This is a genomic window from Caulobacter sp. GW821-FHT12D05 (assembly GCF_058807295.1).
The window spans coordinates 482,699-499,971 of record NZ_JBXAQO010000001.1 but is presented as its reverse complement, the minus strand read 5'-3'; the positions used below and the strand labels follow the sequence as shown (position 1 = coordinate 499,971).

General features: G+C 67.9%; 10 protein-coding genes. 1 reads left to right on the top strand and 9 read right to left on the bottom strand.

Annotated features, from left to right (window positions below):
* Positions 1–4: 4 nt before the first annotated feature.
* The 9 genes from AC1RRR_RS02275 to AC1RRR_RS02235 all read right to left on the bottom strand — a co-directional run bounded on the left by AC1RRR_RS02275 (position 5) and on the right by AC1RRR_RS02235 (position 13,391).
* Positions 5–922, bottom strand: coding sequence for a LysR substrate-binding domain-containing protein (locus AC1RRR_RS02275; RefSeq protein WP_492810206.1), 918 nt, complete (start codon positions 920–922; stop codon positions 5–7).
* A 95-nt stretch (positions 923–1,017) separates the two neighbouring features.
* A complete protein-coding gene (locus AC1RRR_RS02270; RefSeq protein ID WP_492810204.1) occupies positions 1,018–2,541 on the bottom strand; it encodes an alkaline phosphatase D family protein in 1,524 nt (507 codons plus the stop codon).
* Positions 2,542–2,602: 61 nt separating this feature from the next.
* On the bottom strand, positions 2,603–5,101 hold the full coding sequence (locus AC1RRR_RS02265) for a TonB-dependent receptor (protein ID WP_492810202.1): 2,499 nt from the start codon (positions 5,099–5,101) through the stop codon (positions 2,603–2,605).
* A 118-nt stretch (positions 5,102–5,219) separates the two neighbouring features.
* Positions 5,220–6,164, bottom strand: a complete 945-nt coding sequence (locus tag AC1RRR_RS02260) for a FecR family protein (RefSeq protein WP_492810200.1) — start codon at positions 6,162–6,164, stop codon at positions 5,220–5,222.
* Entirely contained in the window at positions 6,164–6,709 is a 546-nt protein-coding gene (locus AC1RRR_RS02255) for an RNA polymerase sigma factor (protein WP_492810198.1), read from the bottom strand. The genes AC1RRR_RS02260 and AC1RRR_RS02255 overlap by 1 nt, the downstream gene beginning before the upstream one ends.
* A gap of 58 nt (positions 6,710–6,767) precedes the next feature.
* Entirely contained in the window at positions 6,768–8,666 is a 1,899-nt protein-coding gene (locus tag AC1RRR_RS02250) for a PhoX family protein (RefSeq protein WP_492810196.1), read from the bottom strand.
* An 8-nt stretch (positions 8,667–8,674) separates the two neighbouring features.
* A complete protein-coding gene (locus AC1RRR_RS02245; protein ID WP_492810194.1) occupies positions 8,675–11,782 on the bottom strand; it encodes a TonB-dependent receptor in 3,108 nt (1,035 codons plus the stop codon).
* A gap of 92 nt (positions 11,783–11,874) precedes the next feature.
* The gene (locus AC1RRR_RS02240) at positions 11,875–12,837 is read right to left on the bottom strand and encodes a FecR family protein (RefSeq protein ID WP_492810192.1); all 963 of its coding nucleotides are present in this window, start codon (positions 12,835–12,837) and stop codon (positions 11,875–11,877) included.
* Positions 12,801–13,391 carry an RNA polymerase sigma factor gene (locus AC1RRR_RS02235; RefSeq protein ID WP_492810190.1) on the bottom strand — a complete coding sequence of 197 codons (591 nt, stop codon included), beginning with the start codon at positions 13,389–13,391 and terminating at the stop codon, positions 12,801–12,803. The genes AC1RRR_RS02240 and AC1RRR_RS02235 overlap by 37 nt, the downstream gene beginning before the upstream one ends.
* A 595-nt stretch (positions 13,392–13,986) precedes the next feature.
* On the opposite strand from AC1RRR_RS02235, the gene AC1RRR_RS02230 reads away from it, so the two are divergent.
* Positions 13,987–17,142 (top strand): hypothetical protein, encoded by a 3,156-nt coding sequence (locus AC1RRR_RS02230; protein ID WP_492810188.1) that lies wholly within the window; start codon positions 13,987–13,989, stop codon positions 17,140–17,142.
* The last annotated feature ends 131 nt before the right edge of the window (positions 17,143–17,273 follow it).

The window sequence follows — 17,273 nt, the reverse complement described above, 5'->3', positions numbered from 1 at the left end:
GCGCTCAGGCCACGGCTCGGACCGGCGCTTGCGGGCGCCGGTCGCGGGCGGCCTCGTCCTTCAGCCAGGCCCACAATGGCGCGACCTGGTTGCTCAGCAGGCGGCTGGGCTTGGCGACGAGCCGGTAGGCGCCGGGATACCGCACCGCCGGCAGGCCCAGCTCGACCAGTCGGCCCGAGCTCAGGTGGCCAGCCATGATCACGTCGATACCTGGCGCGACACCGAGCCCGGCGGCGGCGGCCTCGTACAGCGCCTGGGCCATGTCGAACGTGCTGGCCTCGCGCGGCAGGCCGCAGTCGACCCCGGCCTCGCGCGACCACCAGGCCCACATGTCCTGGTGTTGGGAGAAGGTCAGCAGGCGCTCGTCGGCCAATCGGCGGGTCCCGTCGCGCAGGCGACGAGCGACCTCGGGCGAGGCGACGGGCGTGATGCACCCTTGCAGAAGGATCTCGGCATGCAGGTCCGTCACGTCGATATCCCCGGCGCAAAGGCCAAGGTCCGCGACGCCAGTGCGGATCGCCTCCGCGGTGCGGGCGGTGACGATGACCACTTCGATGTGGGGGTGAAGGGCGTAGAAGCGCTCGATACGCGGGATCAGCCACCCGACCGCCAGCGAGTGCGACAACGAAATGCTGATCTTCTGCGAGGCCGGCTTGGCCTCGAGATCGCGTGCGGCGCCGAGGATGGCGCGATAGGTCGGCTCCAGGGTGTCCAGGCACGCCTGCCCGGCCTCGGTCAGGCGCATGCCGCCCGGATAGCGCACGAAGACCTCATGACCGATAAAGGCGGTAAAGGCCTGGATGCGCCGGGAAAACGCCGCCGGGCTCAAGGCGCAGCGGTCCGCGGCGATGCGGAAACTGGGCGCGCGGGCCGCCTCGACAAAGGCCTCGATCACCTCGAGCCTTGGAATGCGCCGGGACATGCCAGGCCCCTTCGGTGAATGTCGCCGGAGGACTAGGTCGGGGCGGTAACCGATTTACGACAGCGTCGACAACGGATCATGATCCGGACGTTCGGCTATCCGCCGACGGCGATCTGCGCACCGGGGCGCTGATCCTCGATCAAAACCCGCGCCAGGCTCGCGGCGGCGCCTGCAGGATCGGCCTGATCGGCGACGGTGCGCAGATCGACCTCCAGTCGCTCGGGCGTGGCGTCGATCAGGGTGTAGCCCGAGCGCTCGATGTCAGCGAAGCGGACGTCGGCGTTGCGGGCGCGGACGTCGCCATAGCGGGCCCTCGGGGCATGGCTGGCGGCCAGGCAGGTGGTCACCAGCTCGGTCGCCACGGGCGGCGTGTCGGGTCCGCCACGACGCAGGTCGTTGACCATGTAGGCGTGGATGTCGCCGCTGAGGACCACGGCGTTGCGGACGGATGGGCGTGTCAGGCTTCGCATCAAGCGGTCACGGGCGGCGGCATAGCCGTCCCACTGGTCGGACATCACGCCGTCCGGCGTCTCGATCGGCGCGACCACAGTCTGCTGGGCCAGCAGGGTCCAGCGCCCTTGCTCGGCCCGCAGGGTCTCGTCCAGCCAGGTCTCCTGGGCCGCGCCGAGCATGGTGCGGTCGGGCGCGGTTAGCGCGGAACAATCGCGGCGCGGACGGTTGCCGCTCTGGCCCGGCGGATTGCAGGCCTGGACCGAGCGATACTGCCGCCCGTCCAACACCGGCAGGCTGACCAGATCGCCCCAGGACAGACGTCGATAGAGCCTCGGCCCGTCGGGTTGGGCCCACAGGCTGGGCCGCACGGGCAGGTGCTCGAAATAGGCCTGATAGGCCGCCGCCCGCCGGCGCGCGAAGACGGCCGGATCCAGCGCCTTCAGATTGGCCAGGTCCGCATAGTCGTTCTCGACCTCGTGATCGTCCCAGGTCACGACCCAGGGCGCCAGCCGATGAGCCTCGCGTAGGTCGGGGTCGGACTTGTAGATCGCGTGCCGGCGGCGATAGCCATCCAGGTCCGTGGGTTCGGGCGCGTCGAAGGCGCGGACCTTCGGGAACTGGGCGTAGCTATTCTCGTAGATGTAGTCGCCCAACTGCACGATCAGGTCGGGCTGGGCGGCGACCATGTCGCGATAGGCGGTAAACCAGCCCAACTCGAAGTGCTGGCAGGAACTGACCGCGATCCGCGCGCGTTCGGCGCGTTCCGGCGCGGTGGCGGTGCGCCCGACCGGGCTGACCGCGCCCAGGGCGTGGAAACGATACCAATAGGCCCGCCCCGGACGCAGGCCCTGGATCTCGACGTGTACGGCGTGGCCCAGGGCGGGGCTGGCCGCCCGGCGGCCGCGTCGCACGATGTGTCGGAACGCCTCATCCTCGGCGACCTCATAGGCGACCGGCACGGCCGGGGCGTCCAGTGGCGCGCCGCCCGCGCTGAGGCGGGTCCACAAGACAAAGCCGTCGGTCGACGGATCGCCACTGGCCACGCCTAGCGCGAACGGCTCGGCGGGCGCGGCGCCACGGATCTCCAGCCCGTCCGCCGCCGTCGCGCGCGCCAGGAAAAGGCCGGTCGAAGCCGCCATCACGGCGCGGCGCGTCAGCAGGGACATCGCGAGGGTCCAATCAGAGATAGGAGGCGACCCGGCCCGGACGGACTGGATCGCCTTAGGATCAGAAGTCGAACCGCGCGCCGATCCCGTAGGTGGCCGGCGCGCCGACCAGGCGGGCCGCGCCGTTCAGCTCGGGGAAATAGACCTTGTCGGTGATGTTGCGGCCATAGGCATAGACCGTCCAGTTCGACGGGGTCGCCAGGTCCACCCGGGCGTTGACCAGGGTGTAGGCCTTGGCCGTGTTGCCCGGCGTGGCGTTGAGGCGGTTGGACTCCTCGCCGTGGTGCGTGACGCCCAGGCGGCTGCGCAGCGACCAACCGTCCTTCAGGGTGACGCTGTGGTTCAGGCTGGCGGTGGCCGACACGTCCGGCGCGCCGGGCAGCGGGTCGCCGACCGTCTGCAGCACGTCGGCCACGCGGTTCGACGAGAACGACAGGACCTCCGTATCAAGCCAGGCGGCGTTGACATCGAAGGTCAGGCCCTGGCGCTGCGTGCGCAACAACTGGGCGCTGAGCGCGACCTCGATGCCCTTGCTGCTGGCCTTGCCGACATTGGCGCGGCCGTTGGTGTCGTTGGCCAGACGCGTCGTCGCCTGCAGTTCGCTGAAGCGATAGTCGAACGCGTCCAGCGACAGGCGCAGGCGCGGCGTGCTCCAGCGCAGGCCGGCCTCGTAGGCGCGCACGGTCTCGGAGGCGAACGGCTTGGTCTCGGCCACGGTGAAGATCGAGGTGCCGTCGAAGCCGCCGCCGCGATAGCCGGTGCCGCCCGAGACGAAGACATTCAGGTTGGAGGTGACGTCGTACTTCACCATCAGGCGGCCCGAGACGTTGTCGTCCTCGAACTTCTCGTCCCACGAGAACGGGTTGGTGGTGGCGAAGGTGGTCGTGAAGGTGCTGATGCCCCACGGATTATGATCGACGTTGCGGCCGACATAGTGGGCGTTGTCGCGCGTGTAGCGCAGGCCTGCCGAGATCTGCAGGCGCTCGATCAGGCGGTAGTCGACCTGGCCGAACAGGGCGAAGCTGTTGCGCTCCTGGCGGTGCAGGTTGTCGTAGTTGGTCAGCGCCGAATAGCTGATCCAGTTGGTGTCGAACTTGACGTCGTCGGTCACGTAAAAGGCGCCGGCGATCCAGTCCAGCTTGCCGCCGGTATCGTCGGCCAGCCGCAGCTCCAGCGACGACTGGCTAAGCTTCTCCTTGGCGTCGAAATACGAGGCCGGATACGGCGAGCCGTCGCCATTGCCCTGCACCGAACGCTTGCTGCCCTGCCAGCCGCCGATGGCGGTGAAGTTCAGGTTCTCGCGGACCTTGTGGCTGAAGCTGGCCGAGCCGCCGTAGATGTCGATGGCCTGGGTGGGATAGCCTACCGAATAGAACTCGTACGGGTCGGCGTTCTCGCCGGCGTTGGCGACCGTGGCGTCCAGCGAGCGGGCGATGCGGTCATACTGGCGAGTGTCGCCACGGTCGCGGCTGCCGAACAGCTTCACGACCAGATCGCTCTCGGGCGCCATCTTGAAGTCAAAGGTCGCGCGGCCGGCGACCAGGTCCTTGTCGCCGAAACCTTCGCGGCGGCCCGGATCCACCAGCGCCGGCACCTGGGTCTGGACCACGCCGCGCACCGAGGGACGGAAACCGGCCAGGAGGCCCGCGCCGGCGCCGGTCATGAAGCCGCCGCCGTTCTGGGCCAGGACGGCCAGGCGGACGCCGAGGTTGTCGCTGACCGGCCCGCCGACCGAGGCTTCCATCTCGGTGTAGTCGTAGCTGCCGTACTCGACGCGGCCCGAGCCTTCGAGAATCTGGCCCGCCCCCCGGGTGATCGCGTTGATGACGCCTGCTGTGGTGTTGCGGCCGTACAGCGTGCCTTGCGGACCCTTCAGCACCTCGATGCGGTCGAGGTCGAACAACGGCATGCCCAGATAGGCGTTCGAGGTCTGGTAGACGCCGTCGACATGCATCGCGACCGAGGGGTTGCCGTTGGGCTTGTAGTCGTCGGCGCCGCCGATGCCGCGGATGCTGATCAGGCCATAGTTGGTGCCGCCGAACGCGTAATTGACTGACACGCCGGCCACCTGGTCGACCAGGTCGGCGACGTTGGTGATGCCGCGTCGCTGGGCGTCGCCGCCCTCGACGACGGTCACGGCGATGGGAACGTTCTCGATCCGCGCCGAGCGCTTCTGGGCGGTGACCACGACTTCTTCCAGCTCGGCGACGACCGGATTTTCCTCCACCGAGATCACGAAGGTGCGCGGGCCGGTCAGGGTCGCTTTCAGGCCCGAACCGGCCAGCAGGTCCCGCAGCGCCTCGGCCGGCGCACGGGTCCCGACCACGGCGTTGGCGCGCTTGCCCTTCACCAGGTTCGACGCATACAGCACCTGCACGTCAGCCTGCTTGGCGAAGGCCGGCAGGGCCAGTTCCAGCGGCTGGGTCGGCAAGGTGAAGGCCACGGCCGGCGCGCTCGTCTGGCGGGCCAGGGCCGGCGCGGCGGCGCCCAGGACGGCGATGGCGCAGCAGGCCATCAGGCCGCGGCGAAGACCGGCAGCGTGGGAAACTCGGTTCGTCATCGTACTTTCCTAGGCAATCGCCGGCCCCCGTCGACCGATCACCCCCAGGAACTGCGGCGGCGCCGAAAGCCTCACCTTGTCTTGAAAATTTCATCGACGGCCGGGCGAGCCGCGACGCTTACTCGGCGATCTCCCAGGTGGTCTCGTCGACTTGGCGGACCCGCAGGCCAAAGCCCGCGCGCAGCGCGTTGGCGAACTCGCGCGTGCCGTCGTAGCGGAACGATCCCGAGATGTGGATGCTGTCCAGCCGGGCGTCGGGGGCCAGGGAGAGCCGATCGCTGGAATAGCGATTGAAGGCCGCCGTAACCTGCGCCAGCGAGGCGTCGCTGAACACCAGGCGGCCATCGCGCCAAGCGGTGAGCTCGTCCAGCTCGGCGCTCGCCACGCGCTGGGCGCCGGCCGGCCCTGAGATCATCTGGCCGGTCGTCAGGCGCCGGCTGGCGCCCTGCCCGTCCGCGACGACGTCGAGCGCGCCGTCCTCGATGAGGATCTGCGCGGCCTCGCCTTGCAAGGTCACCTGAAAGCGCCCGCCGCTGCCTTGTGCGCTCCGGTCGCCGACGATCACCTGGAACGGCCGCTCAGGCGCGGTGCGCGCGTCGAAATAAGCCTGACCCTCGACCAGCTTCACCCGGCGAAACGCCTTGTTGTACTGGACACGGACGAGCGACAGCGGCGCCAGGGTCACGCTGGATCCGTCCGGCAAGGGCGCGGTCAAACGCTCGCCGGCGCCGGTGCGGATGGTCGCGCCGGCGGCGCTGGCCATGACCAGCGCCACGCCCCCTGCCCCCGCCGTCGCGAACGCGCCGGCCAGGCCGAAGATCGCTCGCCGGCGATTGACGCCCGAGGCGTCGCGCAACGCGGCCGCGCGCATCGCCATCAGGCTGGGCGCGCCCTTGGCCGCGCCCAGGGTCGACCAGGCGTCGGCGGTCTCCTGATAGGCGTCGGCATTGCCGGGGGTCTCGAGCCATTCGAGAAACGCGCGGCGATCCTCGGCGCTCAGCGGTCCGCGATCGGCCTTGGCGAACCAGATGGCGGCGTCCTCATGGGAAGTGTTTCCGGCCATCAGCCCTGCTCCCGCAAGGCGTCGCGCAGGACGGCCATCGACCGCACCAGATGCTTCTCGACGGCGCTGACGGAGATGTTCAGCCGGGCGGCGATCTGGGCGTGGCTCATGTCCTCGAAGCGGCGAAGGATGACGATGGTGCGCGCCCGTGGCGAAAGGCCCTTCAGGGCCGCGTGGATACGTTCGAGGTTCTGCCGGCCGCCAACGACGTCCTCCGCTCCCGGGAGATCATCGGCCAGGTCGATTCGGTCCAAATCCACGGCGTTCAGCATGGGCCGCTTGCGCTCCCGTTTGACCTTGTCGCGAAGCAGGTTGGCCGCCGCCTCGAACACGTAACCGTCGACGCTTTCCAGGGTCATCAAGCCGGGACGGCGCAGCAGGCGCAGAAACAGATCCTGCACCAGTTCCTCACTGTCAGGCTGCGAGCCGGTGCGCTGTGTGAAGTAGCGCAGCAGGGGAAGTCGAAGGCGGCGGGTCAGCGCCTCGAAGCGTTCGGGTCCGGTCGCACCGGACGCTGCGCCACGATCGGAGGCTAGCATGGACATGAAGCGCCCATGCCAGCGCCTCGCGACAATCATGTGAATGTCGCGAGGCGGCAATTGCCTAGCCTTTCTCGGCCGTCCCCTCGATGACAATCACCGAAGGCCGGGGCGGATGACCCTCGACGAAGTCCGGCCAGCGGGTCGCCGCCTGTTCGAGCGACACCGAGCGTTCGGCGGGATGCTGCACCGACAGGAACATGGCCTTGCCGTCGCGCGTGAAGGCCGGGCTGCAGCACTCGGCGCCAGGTGGCGGCGAATAGAACAGGCGCGGCCACGCCGCCTGGGGTCCGGAGACCTGCATCATCCACAGGCCGTCGTGATCGCGCGCGCCGGGACCGTCGGTGCAAACCCACATCCGCCCCTGGGGATCGAAAGCGATGTTGTCGGGGGCCTCGAACCAGTCTTCTGGCCCGGCGTCGGGATGGAAACGAGCGCCGCTCCCTGCGACGGCGGGGTTTCCGCAAAGAGCGAAGACGCTCCAGGCGAACCGGTCAGCGGTGTGATCCGGGCCCTTGCCATGATCGGGCGGTGCGAGCTCGAGAATGTGACCGCCACTGTTCTGGGCGCGAGGATTGGCCGGGTTGGGCGCCGCCGTGCGATCGTCAACACCGGTCAACACGATATAGACGCGGCCCGTCTTCGGATTGGGCTCGTAGCCCTCCGGCGAGTCCATCGGCGTGGCGCCCACGAGGTCGGCCGCGCGGCGGGTCTCGATCAGCACGTCGCCCTGGCTGTGAAAGCCGTTGGCGGGGGTCAATGGACCCGTCCCGAACACCAGCGGCGCCCAGTCCATCGTTCCATCGACATGGAACCTCGCCACGCTCAGCACGCCGTCGTCGAGCAGGTCGCGGTTGGCGGCGCGATCGTGCGGGTTGAAGACGCCATTGCTGACGAACCGGTAGCAGTACTCGTACTCCCAGTCGTCGCCGAGATAGACCACCACCCGACCCTCCGGCGCGACCACGCTGTGGGCGCCCTCGTGGGCGAAGCGACCCAGGGCCGTGCGCTTGACCGGCGGCGCAGTGGGATCGAGCGGATCGATCTCGACCACCCATTCGAAGCGGTTGGATTCGTTGGGCTCGACACCGAGGTCGAAGCGCTTGTCGACCCTGGCCCAGCCATAGCGGCCGTCGGGTTCCAGGTCGGTGTAATAGCCGCGCTTCATCCGCTCGGGCTCGGGATGGTGACGCCAGTCGCCGCCGAAGAAGTCGGCCGAGCCCTCTTCGCCCGACAGCACCGTGCCCCAGGGCGTGACGCCGCCGTTGCAGTTGTCGTGCGTGCCCAGCACCAGGCGGCCGGTAGGGTCGGCCTTGGTCCGCATCTTCGGATGGCCGGCGGCCGGGCCTGAGATGCGAATGGGCGTCGTGGCCGTGACCCGGCGGTTGAACGGGCTGTCGGGAACCAGCCGCCAGGCCCCCGCCTCCCGCCGGACCTCGGCGACACTCATGCCCACGACGGCCATGCAGACCCTGAGCTGCTCGTCGGTCAGGGCCCTGGCCCCGGCCTCGCGCGCTACGCCCGGGAACATCAGGAACGGCACGGGGTATTCGTGATTGACCACTAGCAGGCCGCCGTCCGGGTCGTTCGACGGCAGGGGCAGGAAAGCGGTGAAGTCGTTGTTGTAACCGAACTGCCGCTCGGCGGCGAAGGCCGTCAGGGCGGACGGATCGAACGGCGGAGCGTCCGACCACAAGGGATCGCCCCACCTCAGCACGACGGTGCGCTTGAAGCCCTCGGGCAAGGCCTCGACCGGGCCGATCGAGGGTGACAACGGCTTAAAGCCGAAGGTCGTCGAGGACTCAGCCTGCCCCCCGAACGGCGCGGCGATCCCGGTGGCGAGGCCCGCCAGCAGCAGGCCTCGCCGGTCGATCAGCGCGCCGATCGGCTCGCCCCCGCGCGGCCGGCCGCGGGCGGCGCGGCCTTTGTCGTTGTGGACGCGCGAGGGCCAGGTCCAGGTCATCGCCAGCCTCAGAAGCTCAGATTGAGGCCGAAGGTGACGGTGCGATCGCTGTAGGTCGCCCCTTCCAGGTAGCGCGCGCCCGAGCCGTAGCGCTCGTCGACGATCGGCTTATCGCCGTCGTTGAGGATGTCCACGGCGTTGACGAAGACCTTGGCGCGCTTGTTGATCGCGTAGCGCAGCTGACCGTCCAGCGAGCCATAGGCCTCCTCGGTGATTCGCGTGCCGTAGCTGGAGAAACGCACGGCCTGACGCGAGCGCCAGCCATAGGCCAGGGTCCCTTCGAGGCCGTACTTCTGGTAGGTCGCCGCGACGGTGTAGATCTGCTTCGGCGCGTTGAAGAACACCCCCTTGGCGATGTCGTCGACGCCCGGATCGGCCTTGCTGTGCTGCAAGGTGGCGTTGGCGTAGACGCCCAGACCACCCCACGCCCCCGGCAGGTCGGTGAACTGGCGGACCAGGTTCAGCTCCAGACCGTAGACCGTCGCGCGCTTGCCGTTGGTGTAGGTGGTGACGTCGTCGATATCCTTGCCCACCAGGCGCGGATCGTTCTCGAAGCGCGCCCGATCGCCCTCGGTCTCGCCGGCCACGCCGCTGAAGATGAAGCGGTCGATGCGCTTGTAGTAGACGCCGGCCGAGACCGTGCCGATCGAGCCGAAATAGTGCTCGAAGCCCAGGTCGAAATTGTAGGAATAGGCCGGCTTCAGGCCCGGATTGCCGACGGTGACATCGACCTCGCCGTCCTCTTCCTCGATCGTGGTCGCGCCGGAGATGAACAAAGGCTCGGGCCGGGCGATCGAGGTGAAGAACGCGCCGCGCACCACGGTGTCGTCGCTGGGCCGATAGTTGAGCTGCAGGCGGGGCAGCCAGCTGGTGTAGCTGGCCTTGCCGGTGACCGGGGTGAAGGTCGGCTCCTGGCCCTCCAGCGCGACGGCTTCCCAGTTGTCCGAAGCGACGCGAGTGTGGTCGACGCGCAGACCGCCGATCGCCTCCCACGGACCCCAGACGCCCTTGGCCATCAGGTAGCCGGCATAGATGTCCTCGCGGCTCTTGTAGCTGTCCTCGTCACGGGGGATCACGCCGTCCTCGACATAGGCGTTCTCGAAGTCCGGATTGGTGTCGACCAGCTTCTGCGAATAGGTCCGCCAGGCCTTCACCTGGGCGATGTCCAGCGACAGGAACGGGGCGTAGGGCGCGCCGGTCTTGGAGACGTCGACCAGCGGCCCGACGCCGAAGGCCTTCATGGTCAGCGGGCCTTCCAGCTCCATGACATTGCCCTCGACCAGTTCGCGCTTGGAGCGCTCGGCCTTGGCCCCGAACTTCACCGAGCGCAGCCAGCTGGAATTGGGCTCGTAGGTGACGTCGATGTGGGCGGCGGCGCGGGTGTTCTTCTGGTCGTCGATGTCGATGTCGTTGTAGCCGAGCTCGTACTGCGAAGGATCGGCGATGCGCGCCCTGTCGGCCGCCGTCAGGTTGGGCCGCGGGAACCGGCCCGAGAAGTCGTAGCCGAACAGGTTGCTGTCCAGGTCGACCTTGAAGGCGACCTCGTTGTCGAACGGCTCGTTGCGGACGCCGGCCGAATAGCCCAGGCCGTAGTTGAAGGTGAAGGCGCCCTTCCGGGTCTTGCCGGTCAGCACGTAGGACTGCTGGGTCAGCTCGGTCTCTTCGTACTGGTTGAAGATCTCGGCCGAGCCGGGTTCGGTCAGGATCAGCTTGCCGTTGTCGTCGTACTCGTCGGTGCCGCCCTCGAAATAGATCTCGCGGCTAAGCTCCTGATCGTACAGGCGATTGTAGCTGCCCTTGAAAGTCAGCTCGGTGTTGTCCGACACCGCCCAGTTCAGGGCGACATTGGCCGAGATGTTCTCGCGCTTATCCTCGTACTGGGCGACGTGGTACTGCAGCGGCGTGACGCCGCTGGTCGGATCGTCCTCGACGAAGCTCAGATAATCCTCGTCCTGGTAGAAGACGAAGCCCTTGGTCTTGCGCTTGGAATAGCCGCCCGAGACCAGCACGCCGAACTGGTCGTGATCGCCGAAGCGGCGCGCCGCCGTACCCTGGAACATCGGGCTGGTCTTGCCGGCCAGGTCGTGGTGGAAGCCGCTGAACGTCAGGTCCAGCACGGGCTTGGCGAAATCAAAGGCCGTGGCCGTCTCCAGCACCACCGCGCCGCCGATGCCGTCGGCGTCCTGGTCGGGCAGCAGGGTCTTGTGCACGGTGATCGACGACAGGGCGCTGGTCTGGATCATGTCCAGCGGCACCCGGCGGTTTTCCTTCTCCGGCTGGGCGGCGTTCATGCCGTTGATCTGGGTGTTGTTCAGGCCGCTGTCTAAGCCACGGATCGAGACGTAGCGACCTTCGCCGGCGACCACTTCGCGCTGCACCGAGACGCCGGGCATGCGGCGCAGGGCCTCGGCGGCGTTCAGGTCGGGAAAGCGACCAGCCTGGTCGGCGGCGACGACGTTGCTGAGGTTGTCGGCGTTGCGTTGGCGGCTGAGGGCGCGGGCCTGGCCGGCGCGCTGGCCGGTGACGATCACTTCCGAGACCTGGCCCAGGACGGTGGTGCGCGGCGCATTCTCGCCGGGCGCGACCTGGACGTCCTCGCTGTGATCGGGAAAGCCGAGATACTGAAACGTCAGGCTATGGGCGCCGGACGTCAGGTTGCCGAAGCGGTAGCGGCCCTCGGAGTCGGTGACGGCGGTCTGGCCGTCGCCATCGACACGCACCAGCACGCCGGAGAGCGGAGCCTGGCCCTCGGCCTGACGGACGAGACCCGAGAACTGTCCCTGCCCCGCCCGCTTGGCGGCCACCAGGCCGATGGTGCGGCCGTTGTCGCTGTCGACGACCAGCGGCGAGCCGGCCAGCAGGATGGTGAGAGCAGCGCGCGCGGTGTAGCGGCCCTTCAGCGCCTTGCTGGCGCGGCCGTCGATCGCGTCATACGGAAACAGGATCTGCACCCCGGCCTGACGCGAGAATTCGTTGAGCGCCGAGGCCAGGCCTTGGGCAGGAATGTCGAACGTGATCTCGGCCGTCTGGGCCCAGGCGGCGGGCGCCGAAACGGCGCAGGTCGTCGCCAGCAGCGCAGCCAGAAGGCGCGCGCTCGAAGAACGCTTCAAGGTCATAGGTCGCTCCGGTCAGCCGCTCACCCCCGACTGGGCAGGCTGCGTCATAGAGACGCTCGAGCTTGGCGCCGGCTCTATGCCGATCGCGATTTTTATTCGGAGCGGGTCAACATGATAGTGTCGCCACCCGCGTCCACCGCATCGATATCGAAGCTGGAGCGCAGCGTGGCCAGGAAATCGGTCGGGTCGGAATTGATGAAACGGCCGCCCAGCCGCAGCTTGCTCAGCTCGGGATCGGCGATGACCATCTTCTTGGTCAGGTAGCGATTATATTCCTCGACGACCGCGCCCAGCGGGGCCCCCTGGAAGACGATCTCACCGCGCCGCCAGGCCGAAACATCGTCCACCGACTCCGCGGACGCGGCCTGGACGAGGGTGCGCGAGGCGGTGGCCAAGACGCTTTGGCCCTGGCTGAAGCGGGTCGCCGCGGCGCCCTGCCCTCCCGAGGCGTGCAAGGCCCCGGCCCCGCGCAGCACCAGCAGGTTCAGCGAACCACCGCGCAGGCGGGCGTTGAACTCACCCGTCCCCAGGTCGGCGGTGACGGCTCCGGCGTTCAACGTGCACGGACGGGCGGCGGACGGCGGCACGATCAAGGCCGCCTCGCCGCGCTCCAGCCAGACCTCGGTCGCGCGCGCGCCGCGCCGCCACGAGATCTTGCTGTCGGTGTTGAGCTCCACGGCCATGCCGTCGCCCAGCGACACGCGGCGGCGCTCTCCTGGCAGGGTGCTGGCGGTCGAGCGGGCGAAGGTCTTGGTGGCGAACGCGCCCGCTCCGACCACCGCCGCCGCGCCGACCACGCCGGCGGCGCGCAGGAACGCCCGGCGCGAAGGCTGCGCCGGCGCGGGCTCCGCGTGCTGCGGATCGGTCAGCGTCCCGGCGTCGCCGAGTTTCGACCACAGCTGGCTCATCTTGGCGAAGGCCGCGGCATGGGCGGGATGAGCGTCGCGCCAGCGTTCGAAGGCTTCGAGATCAGCCGAACCGGAGTCGAGCCGCGACAGCCAGAGACTGGCCTGGTCCCTTATCGCCTTGTGGTCGACTTGGTCCTGCGGCTCCATCCGGTCTCACGTTCTCCTTGGACGGGTTCCTCCGCCATTTCCGCCGCGTCTAGCATCTGCGCCAGCAGGCTGAGGCCCTTGGCGAGGTGCTTCTCCATAGTAGAGACGCTTATGCCGAGCCGCGCCGCTACGTCCTTGGGCGACATCTCGTCGAACCGTCGCATTATCACGACCCGCCGCGCCTGTGGGGGAAGCTTTTGGATCGCCGCGATCAGCCGCCGCAATTCGTCGCGATCCGACAGCTGACCCAGGGCGTCGACGCCCACGTCCGCATGCTGCAGGTCCTCCACGGCCGCGACGCTCTCGAACGAGACGATGCGGGCGCGACGGATTTTCTGGATGCCCAGATTGCGGATGATCTGCAGCACATAGGCCCGCGGATTGGCCGCCTGCCCCGCGCCTTCGTGGGCGAACATCCGGGCATAGGCGTCGTGCACCAGGTCGGCGGCTTCATCGAAATCGCCGGTGAGCTTCCTCGCCAGCTTCAGATATTGCCGCTCATACGGCAGGACCTGATCGATGAACCAATGATCGAACTCCCTGAGCCATATCATTGGGTCGCACCCGACGTTTCCAAAGCTTGGTCGCCGCCGTGCTTAAGGTCGAGCTGAGACAGTATCGCGACAGCGATACCGCAAGCGTGGATGATGGCGGATCATGGCGCACCTCGATAAGTCCGCCATGTGGGGCGCGTAGCGCGGGCGCAGAAGAGGCGGGTCGCTAAGCCACTGGTGAAGCTGGCGGCGGTTGTCGCCGCGCGTAAGTCTCGAACTGGCGATCCGGCTAGCGGCGGTATCGCCTCACCGCAAATGCCGACCGCCCTGAGTGATCAGCGACAAGGTAATCCAGGGTAGCAATGCGCGCCAGCGGACGCGCCACGTCTCTGTCACTGAGATCTCATCACAACAACAAATACGGCTCTACGAACCATCCCCAAGCGCCATAAGGCCTTGCGGGGCCAGGCTTGGTGACTATCGGACAAAAGTGGTCACCTCCAAATTTTCAAAAGTGGATATTTCCCATATCCAGATAAGCTCCTAAAGCGCAGGAGAGTGCAACGTCAGGGCGTAGGTCTCGCCTTGAAGTGGTCGGTCCGCGGGGCCGTGCCGCGACCGTGGACCAGCGCCTTGAAACCAGAGATTTGACCGAATGTCCTACACGCTCGAACAGCTGTCCCTGGCCTACAAGGCCGTGCACGTAGGGATCGCGCCAGACGCGGCCACGCAGGGCCTCTTCCAGGCCCAGGCGATACTCAGCGCCAACGGCCAGTTGGCCGACTCGCAGCTGCTAGGCAACATCGTCAACAGCGCCGACAACTCCACCGCCCTGGCGCTGTTGAGCTATCAGTTCTTCACGGGCAAGAGCCCGACGGCGGCGGGCCTGGCCTACCTCGTCAACTCGACCGCGAACCCGACCGACCTTAACGACGCATACTATGCGCGTTTCAATCTCGAGAACCGCTACATCAACTTCGCCGCCAACCTGGGCGTCGCGGGCGAAGGGGCCGTTGCCTTCTCGGCCAAGTATGGCGCCATGAGCTTCGGCGACTACGTGGCGTCCATCTATCAGACCATCATCGGCGGCTCTTACGCGGCCGCCGCCGGTATCGACAGCGCCAAGGCCATCGTCGACATCGTGTCCCGCAAGGACGCTATCCTCGCCACGGCAACCAGCGCCGGCCTGATCAACCCGAACATGACCGCCGCCCAGATCGACATCGCCTTGAAGGCCGCGACGGCCGGGTACCTACTGGCCGAGGCGATCAAGGCCGATGTCGGCCTTTACGCCGCCGCGGCCAACAACTTCATGGTCGCCATGGCCCAAGGCACGGCCGTCTACAACACCAATATGGTCTATGCTTACGCGCCCGTCGTCGGATCGGCCTCTCACGGCACCGGTCATGCGATCGACCAGGGCGCCACCCTGCCCTATCCCACACCAGATTCGCCCACGGCGCCGACGCCCCTCAGCCTCGTCCTGACCACCGGGGTCGACAAAGCCCAGGGCGGCGAGGCCAACGACACGATCACCGGCACGCACCTGACCTTCAACGGGACCGACGTGATCAACGGCGGCGCCGGCAATGACACCCTGACCGTCAACGCCACGGGCGGCGGCTCGTACATCATGCCGGGCGCGAGCGTCAGCGGCGTCGAGACCTTCAACCTCGTCAATACCGGCGACACCTCAGCCAACACGACCAGCTGGACCGGCCTGACCAAGCTGAACGCCACCTCCAGCGGCTCGACCGTGCTGACCACGGCGACGACCACCAACGTCACCGCGACGGTCAACGGCCAGGGCGCCCTGCCCGTCGTCCTCAATGGCGGCGCGAACGTCAGCCTGACCGCCAACGGCGTCACCACGGGCACGATCGACATCGGCGGGACCACCGCCCCGACCGGCGCGATCATCGTCAACCGCACCGCCGCCGGCTCGGCGGGCCAGCTGACCATCACCGGCGGGACCAGCGTCGACGTCACCCAGACCGACGGCGCGGTGACGATCAACGGCTCGGCCCTGACCACCGCGGTCAAGGTCAAGACCACCGGCACGCCGGGCGCCATCGCCATCACCGACGTCAACGCCGGCGCGGCCGCGCTGGGCAAGATCACCTCGGTCGACCTGGACGGCTACACGACCGCCAGCATCGGCGACAGCGCCCTGACCACGCTGAAACTGGCCCACGGCTCGGGCGCGGTGAACATCAACAGCACGGGCGCGACCAGCCCTGCCACTACCCTGAACCTGACGCTGAACGGCGTCACCGGCGGCGCGCTGACCGACACCAACAACAAGTACACGACGCTGAACGTCACCACCGGGGCCACGGCCTCGACCCTGGCCAACATCAACGACACGGCCTTGACCGCGCTGAACCTCGGCGGCGCCAGCCGGCTGACCCTGACCTCGGCCAGCGGCATGAGCTCGCTGAGCACGATCAACATCACCGGCGCGGCCAGCCTGACCGCCACCCTGAGCTCGACCGCGATCACCGCGATCGACGCCAGCGGCTCGTCCGGCTCCAACATCCTGACGTTCCGGCCGGACCACGCCACCTTCCTCGGCGGCTCGGGCGCGGACACGCTCACGACGGTCAACGGCATCATCAACACCAACAGCGCCCTGGGTGGCGGCGACGACACCCTGATCTTCCTCAACGGCGTCTCCGGGACCGGTTCGATCAGCGGCGGCAGCGGGACCGATACGGTGGCGTTAGACATCAACGTGGCTCAAACCCTCTCGGGCAGCAACGCGTTCGCCGGCCTGGTCACCGGCTTCGAAGTCCTCCGGATCGACCTCAACTTTCTCTTTGCCGGGGACTACACCATCGATGTCGGCATGCTGGGCAACTTCGCGTCCGTGGTGGTCACCGACGATCTCCTCATCATGGGCGCTCACAATTTCGAGCTGACCAATTTCGCGTCCGGCGGCAGCCTGACGCTGATGGGCGACTTGGCGGCCGGCGGCTCCGTCGTGCTGACCAACAGCGCCTTCGCGGGCGGGACCAACGACACGATCAACCTGACCCTGTCGAAGGCCGGGATCCAGGATATCGGCGCCCTGCTCACCTCAGGTGTCGAGACCATCAACATCACCACCAAGGACACCTCGGCGTCGCCGACGGGGGCCTATTTCGACAAGGCGCCCATCACCGACTCGGCGCTCAAGGTCCTCAACGTCAGCGGCAACGCCGGTCTGGATCTCGGGACCCTGAACAGCACGCACCTGACCACGCTGGACGCCAGCGGCCTGACCCTGGGCGGCCTGAACGTGACCCTGGGCGCCTCGTCGTCCGCCGTCACGGTCAAGGGCAGCGCCACCGGCGCGAACACCCTGGTCGCCTCGGCCCTGACCGCCGACGTCACCTATGTGGGCGGCTCGGGCGTCGACACCATCACCCTGTCGGACGGCCACAACATCGTGACCCTGGGCGGCGGCAATGACCGGGTGAACCTGCAGTTCGCGCCGGCCAGCGCGATCAGCCCCACGACCATCACCGACTTCGCGCACGGCGACAGCATCAGCTTCGCACTGGTCGGCGGCGCACCGACCGCGGGCGCCCTGGGCGCGGCGATCACCTACGGCGGGTCCTACACCAACGCCCTGGACGCGGCCGCCGCCAGCACCACCGGCGCCGCCACGGCCGTCGCCCACTGGTTCACCGACGGCGTTGACACCTATGTCGTCATCGACGCCAGCAACAGCAACGTCTTCGTCGCGGGCTCGGACTACGTGGTCAAACTGGCCGGCGTGCTCGACCTGTCGACGGCCACCATGGCCGGCTCGGTCCTGACCTTCTAGTCCGGGTAGACGAGAAGGACTTTCAAGGGAGGCGGGCCACGCGCTCGCCTCCTCTTTTTTCTCGCCCCGTCGACGAATACCGTTCGACACGGGCCAAGTCCTCTTCGCACAGCGCGCGTTGGGGCGCGCCG

Excerpts from the sequence above, each read along its gene's own strand:
- AC1RRR_RS02245 (WP_492810194.1), bottom strand. The coding sequence starts at position 11,782 with ATGACCTTGAAGCGTTCTTCGAGCGCGCGCCTTCTGGCTGCGCTGCTG.
- AC1RRR_RS02230 (WP_492810188.1), top strand. The coding sequence starts at position 13,987 with ATGTCCTACACGCTCGAACAGCTGTCCCTGGCCTACAAGGCCGTGCAC.
- AC1RRR_RS02250 (WP_492810196.1), bottom strand. The coding sequence starts at position 8,666 with ATGACCTGGACCTGGCCCTCGCGCGTCCACAACGACAAAGGCCGCGCC.
- AC1RRR_RS02270 (WP_492810204.1), bottom strand. The coding sequence starts at position 2,541 with ATGTCCCTGCTGACGCGCCGCGCCGTGATGGCGGCTTCGACCGGCCTT.
- AC1RRR_RS02275 (WP_492810206.1), bottom strand. The coding sequence starts at position 922 with ATGTCCCGGCGCATTCCAAGGCTCGAGGTGATCGAGGCCTTTGTCGAG.
- AC1RRR_RS02265 (WP_492810202.1), bottom strand. The coding sequence starts at position 5,101 with ATGACGAACCGAGTTTCCCACGCTGCCGGTCTTCGCCGCGGCCTGATG.
- AC1RRR_RS02260 (WP_492810200.1), bottom strand. The coding sequence starts at position 6,164 with ATGGCCGGAAACACTTCCCATGAGGACGCCGCCATCTGGTTCGCCAAG.
- AC1RRR_RS02235 (WP_492810190.1), bottom strand. The coding sequence starts at position 13,391 with ATGATATGGCTCAGGGAGTTCGATCATTGGTTCATCGATCAGGTCCTG.
- AC1RRR_RS02255 (WP_492810198.1), bottom strand. The coding sequence starts at position 6,709 with ATGTCCATGCTAGCCTCCGATCGTGGCGCAGCGTCCGGTGCGACCGGA.
- AC1RRR_RS02240 (WP_492810192.1), bottom strand. The coding sequence starts at position 12,837 with ATGGAGCCGCAGGACCAAGTCGACCACAAGGCGATAAGGGACCAGGCC.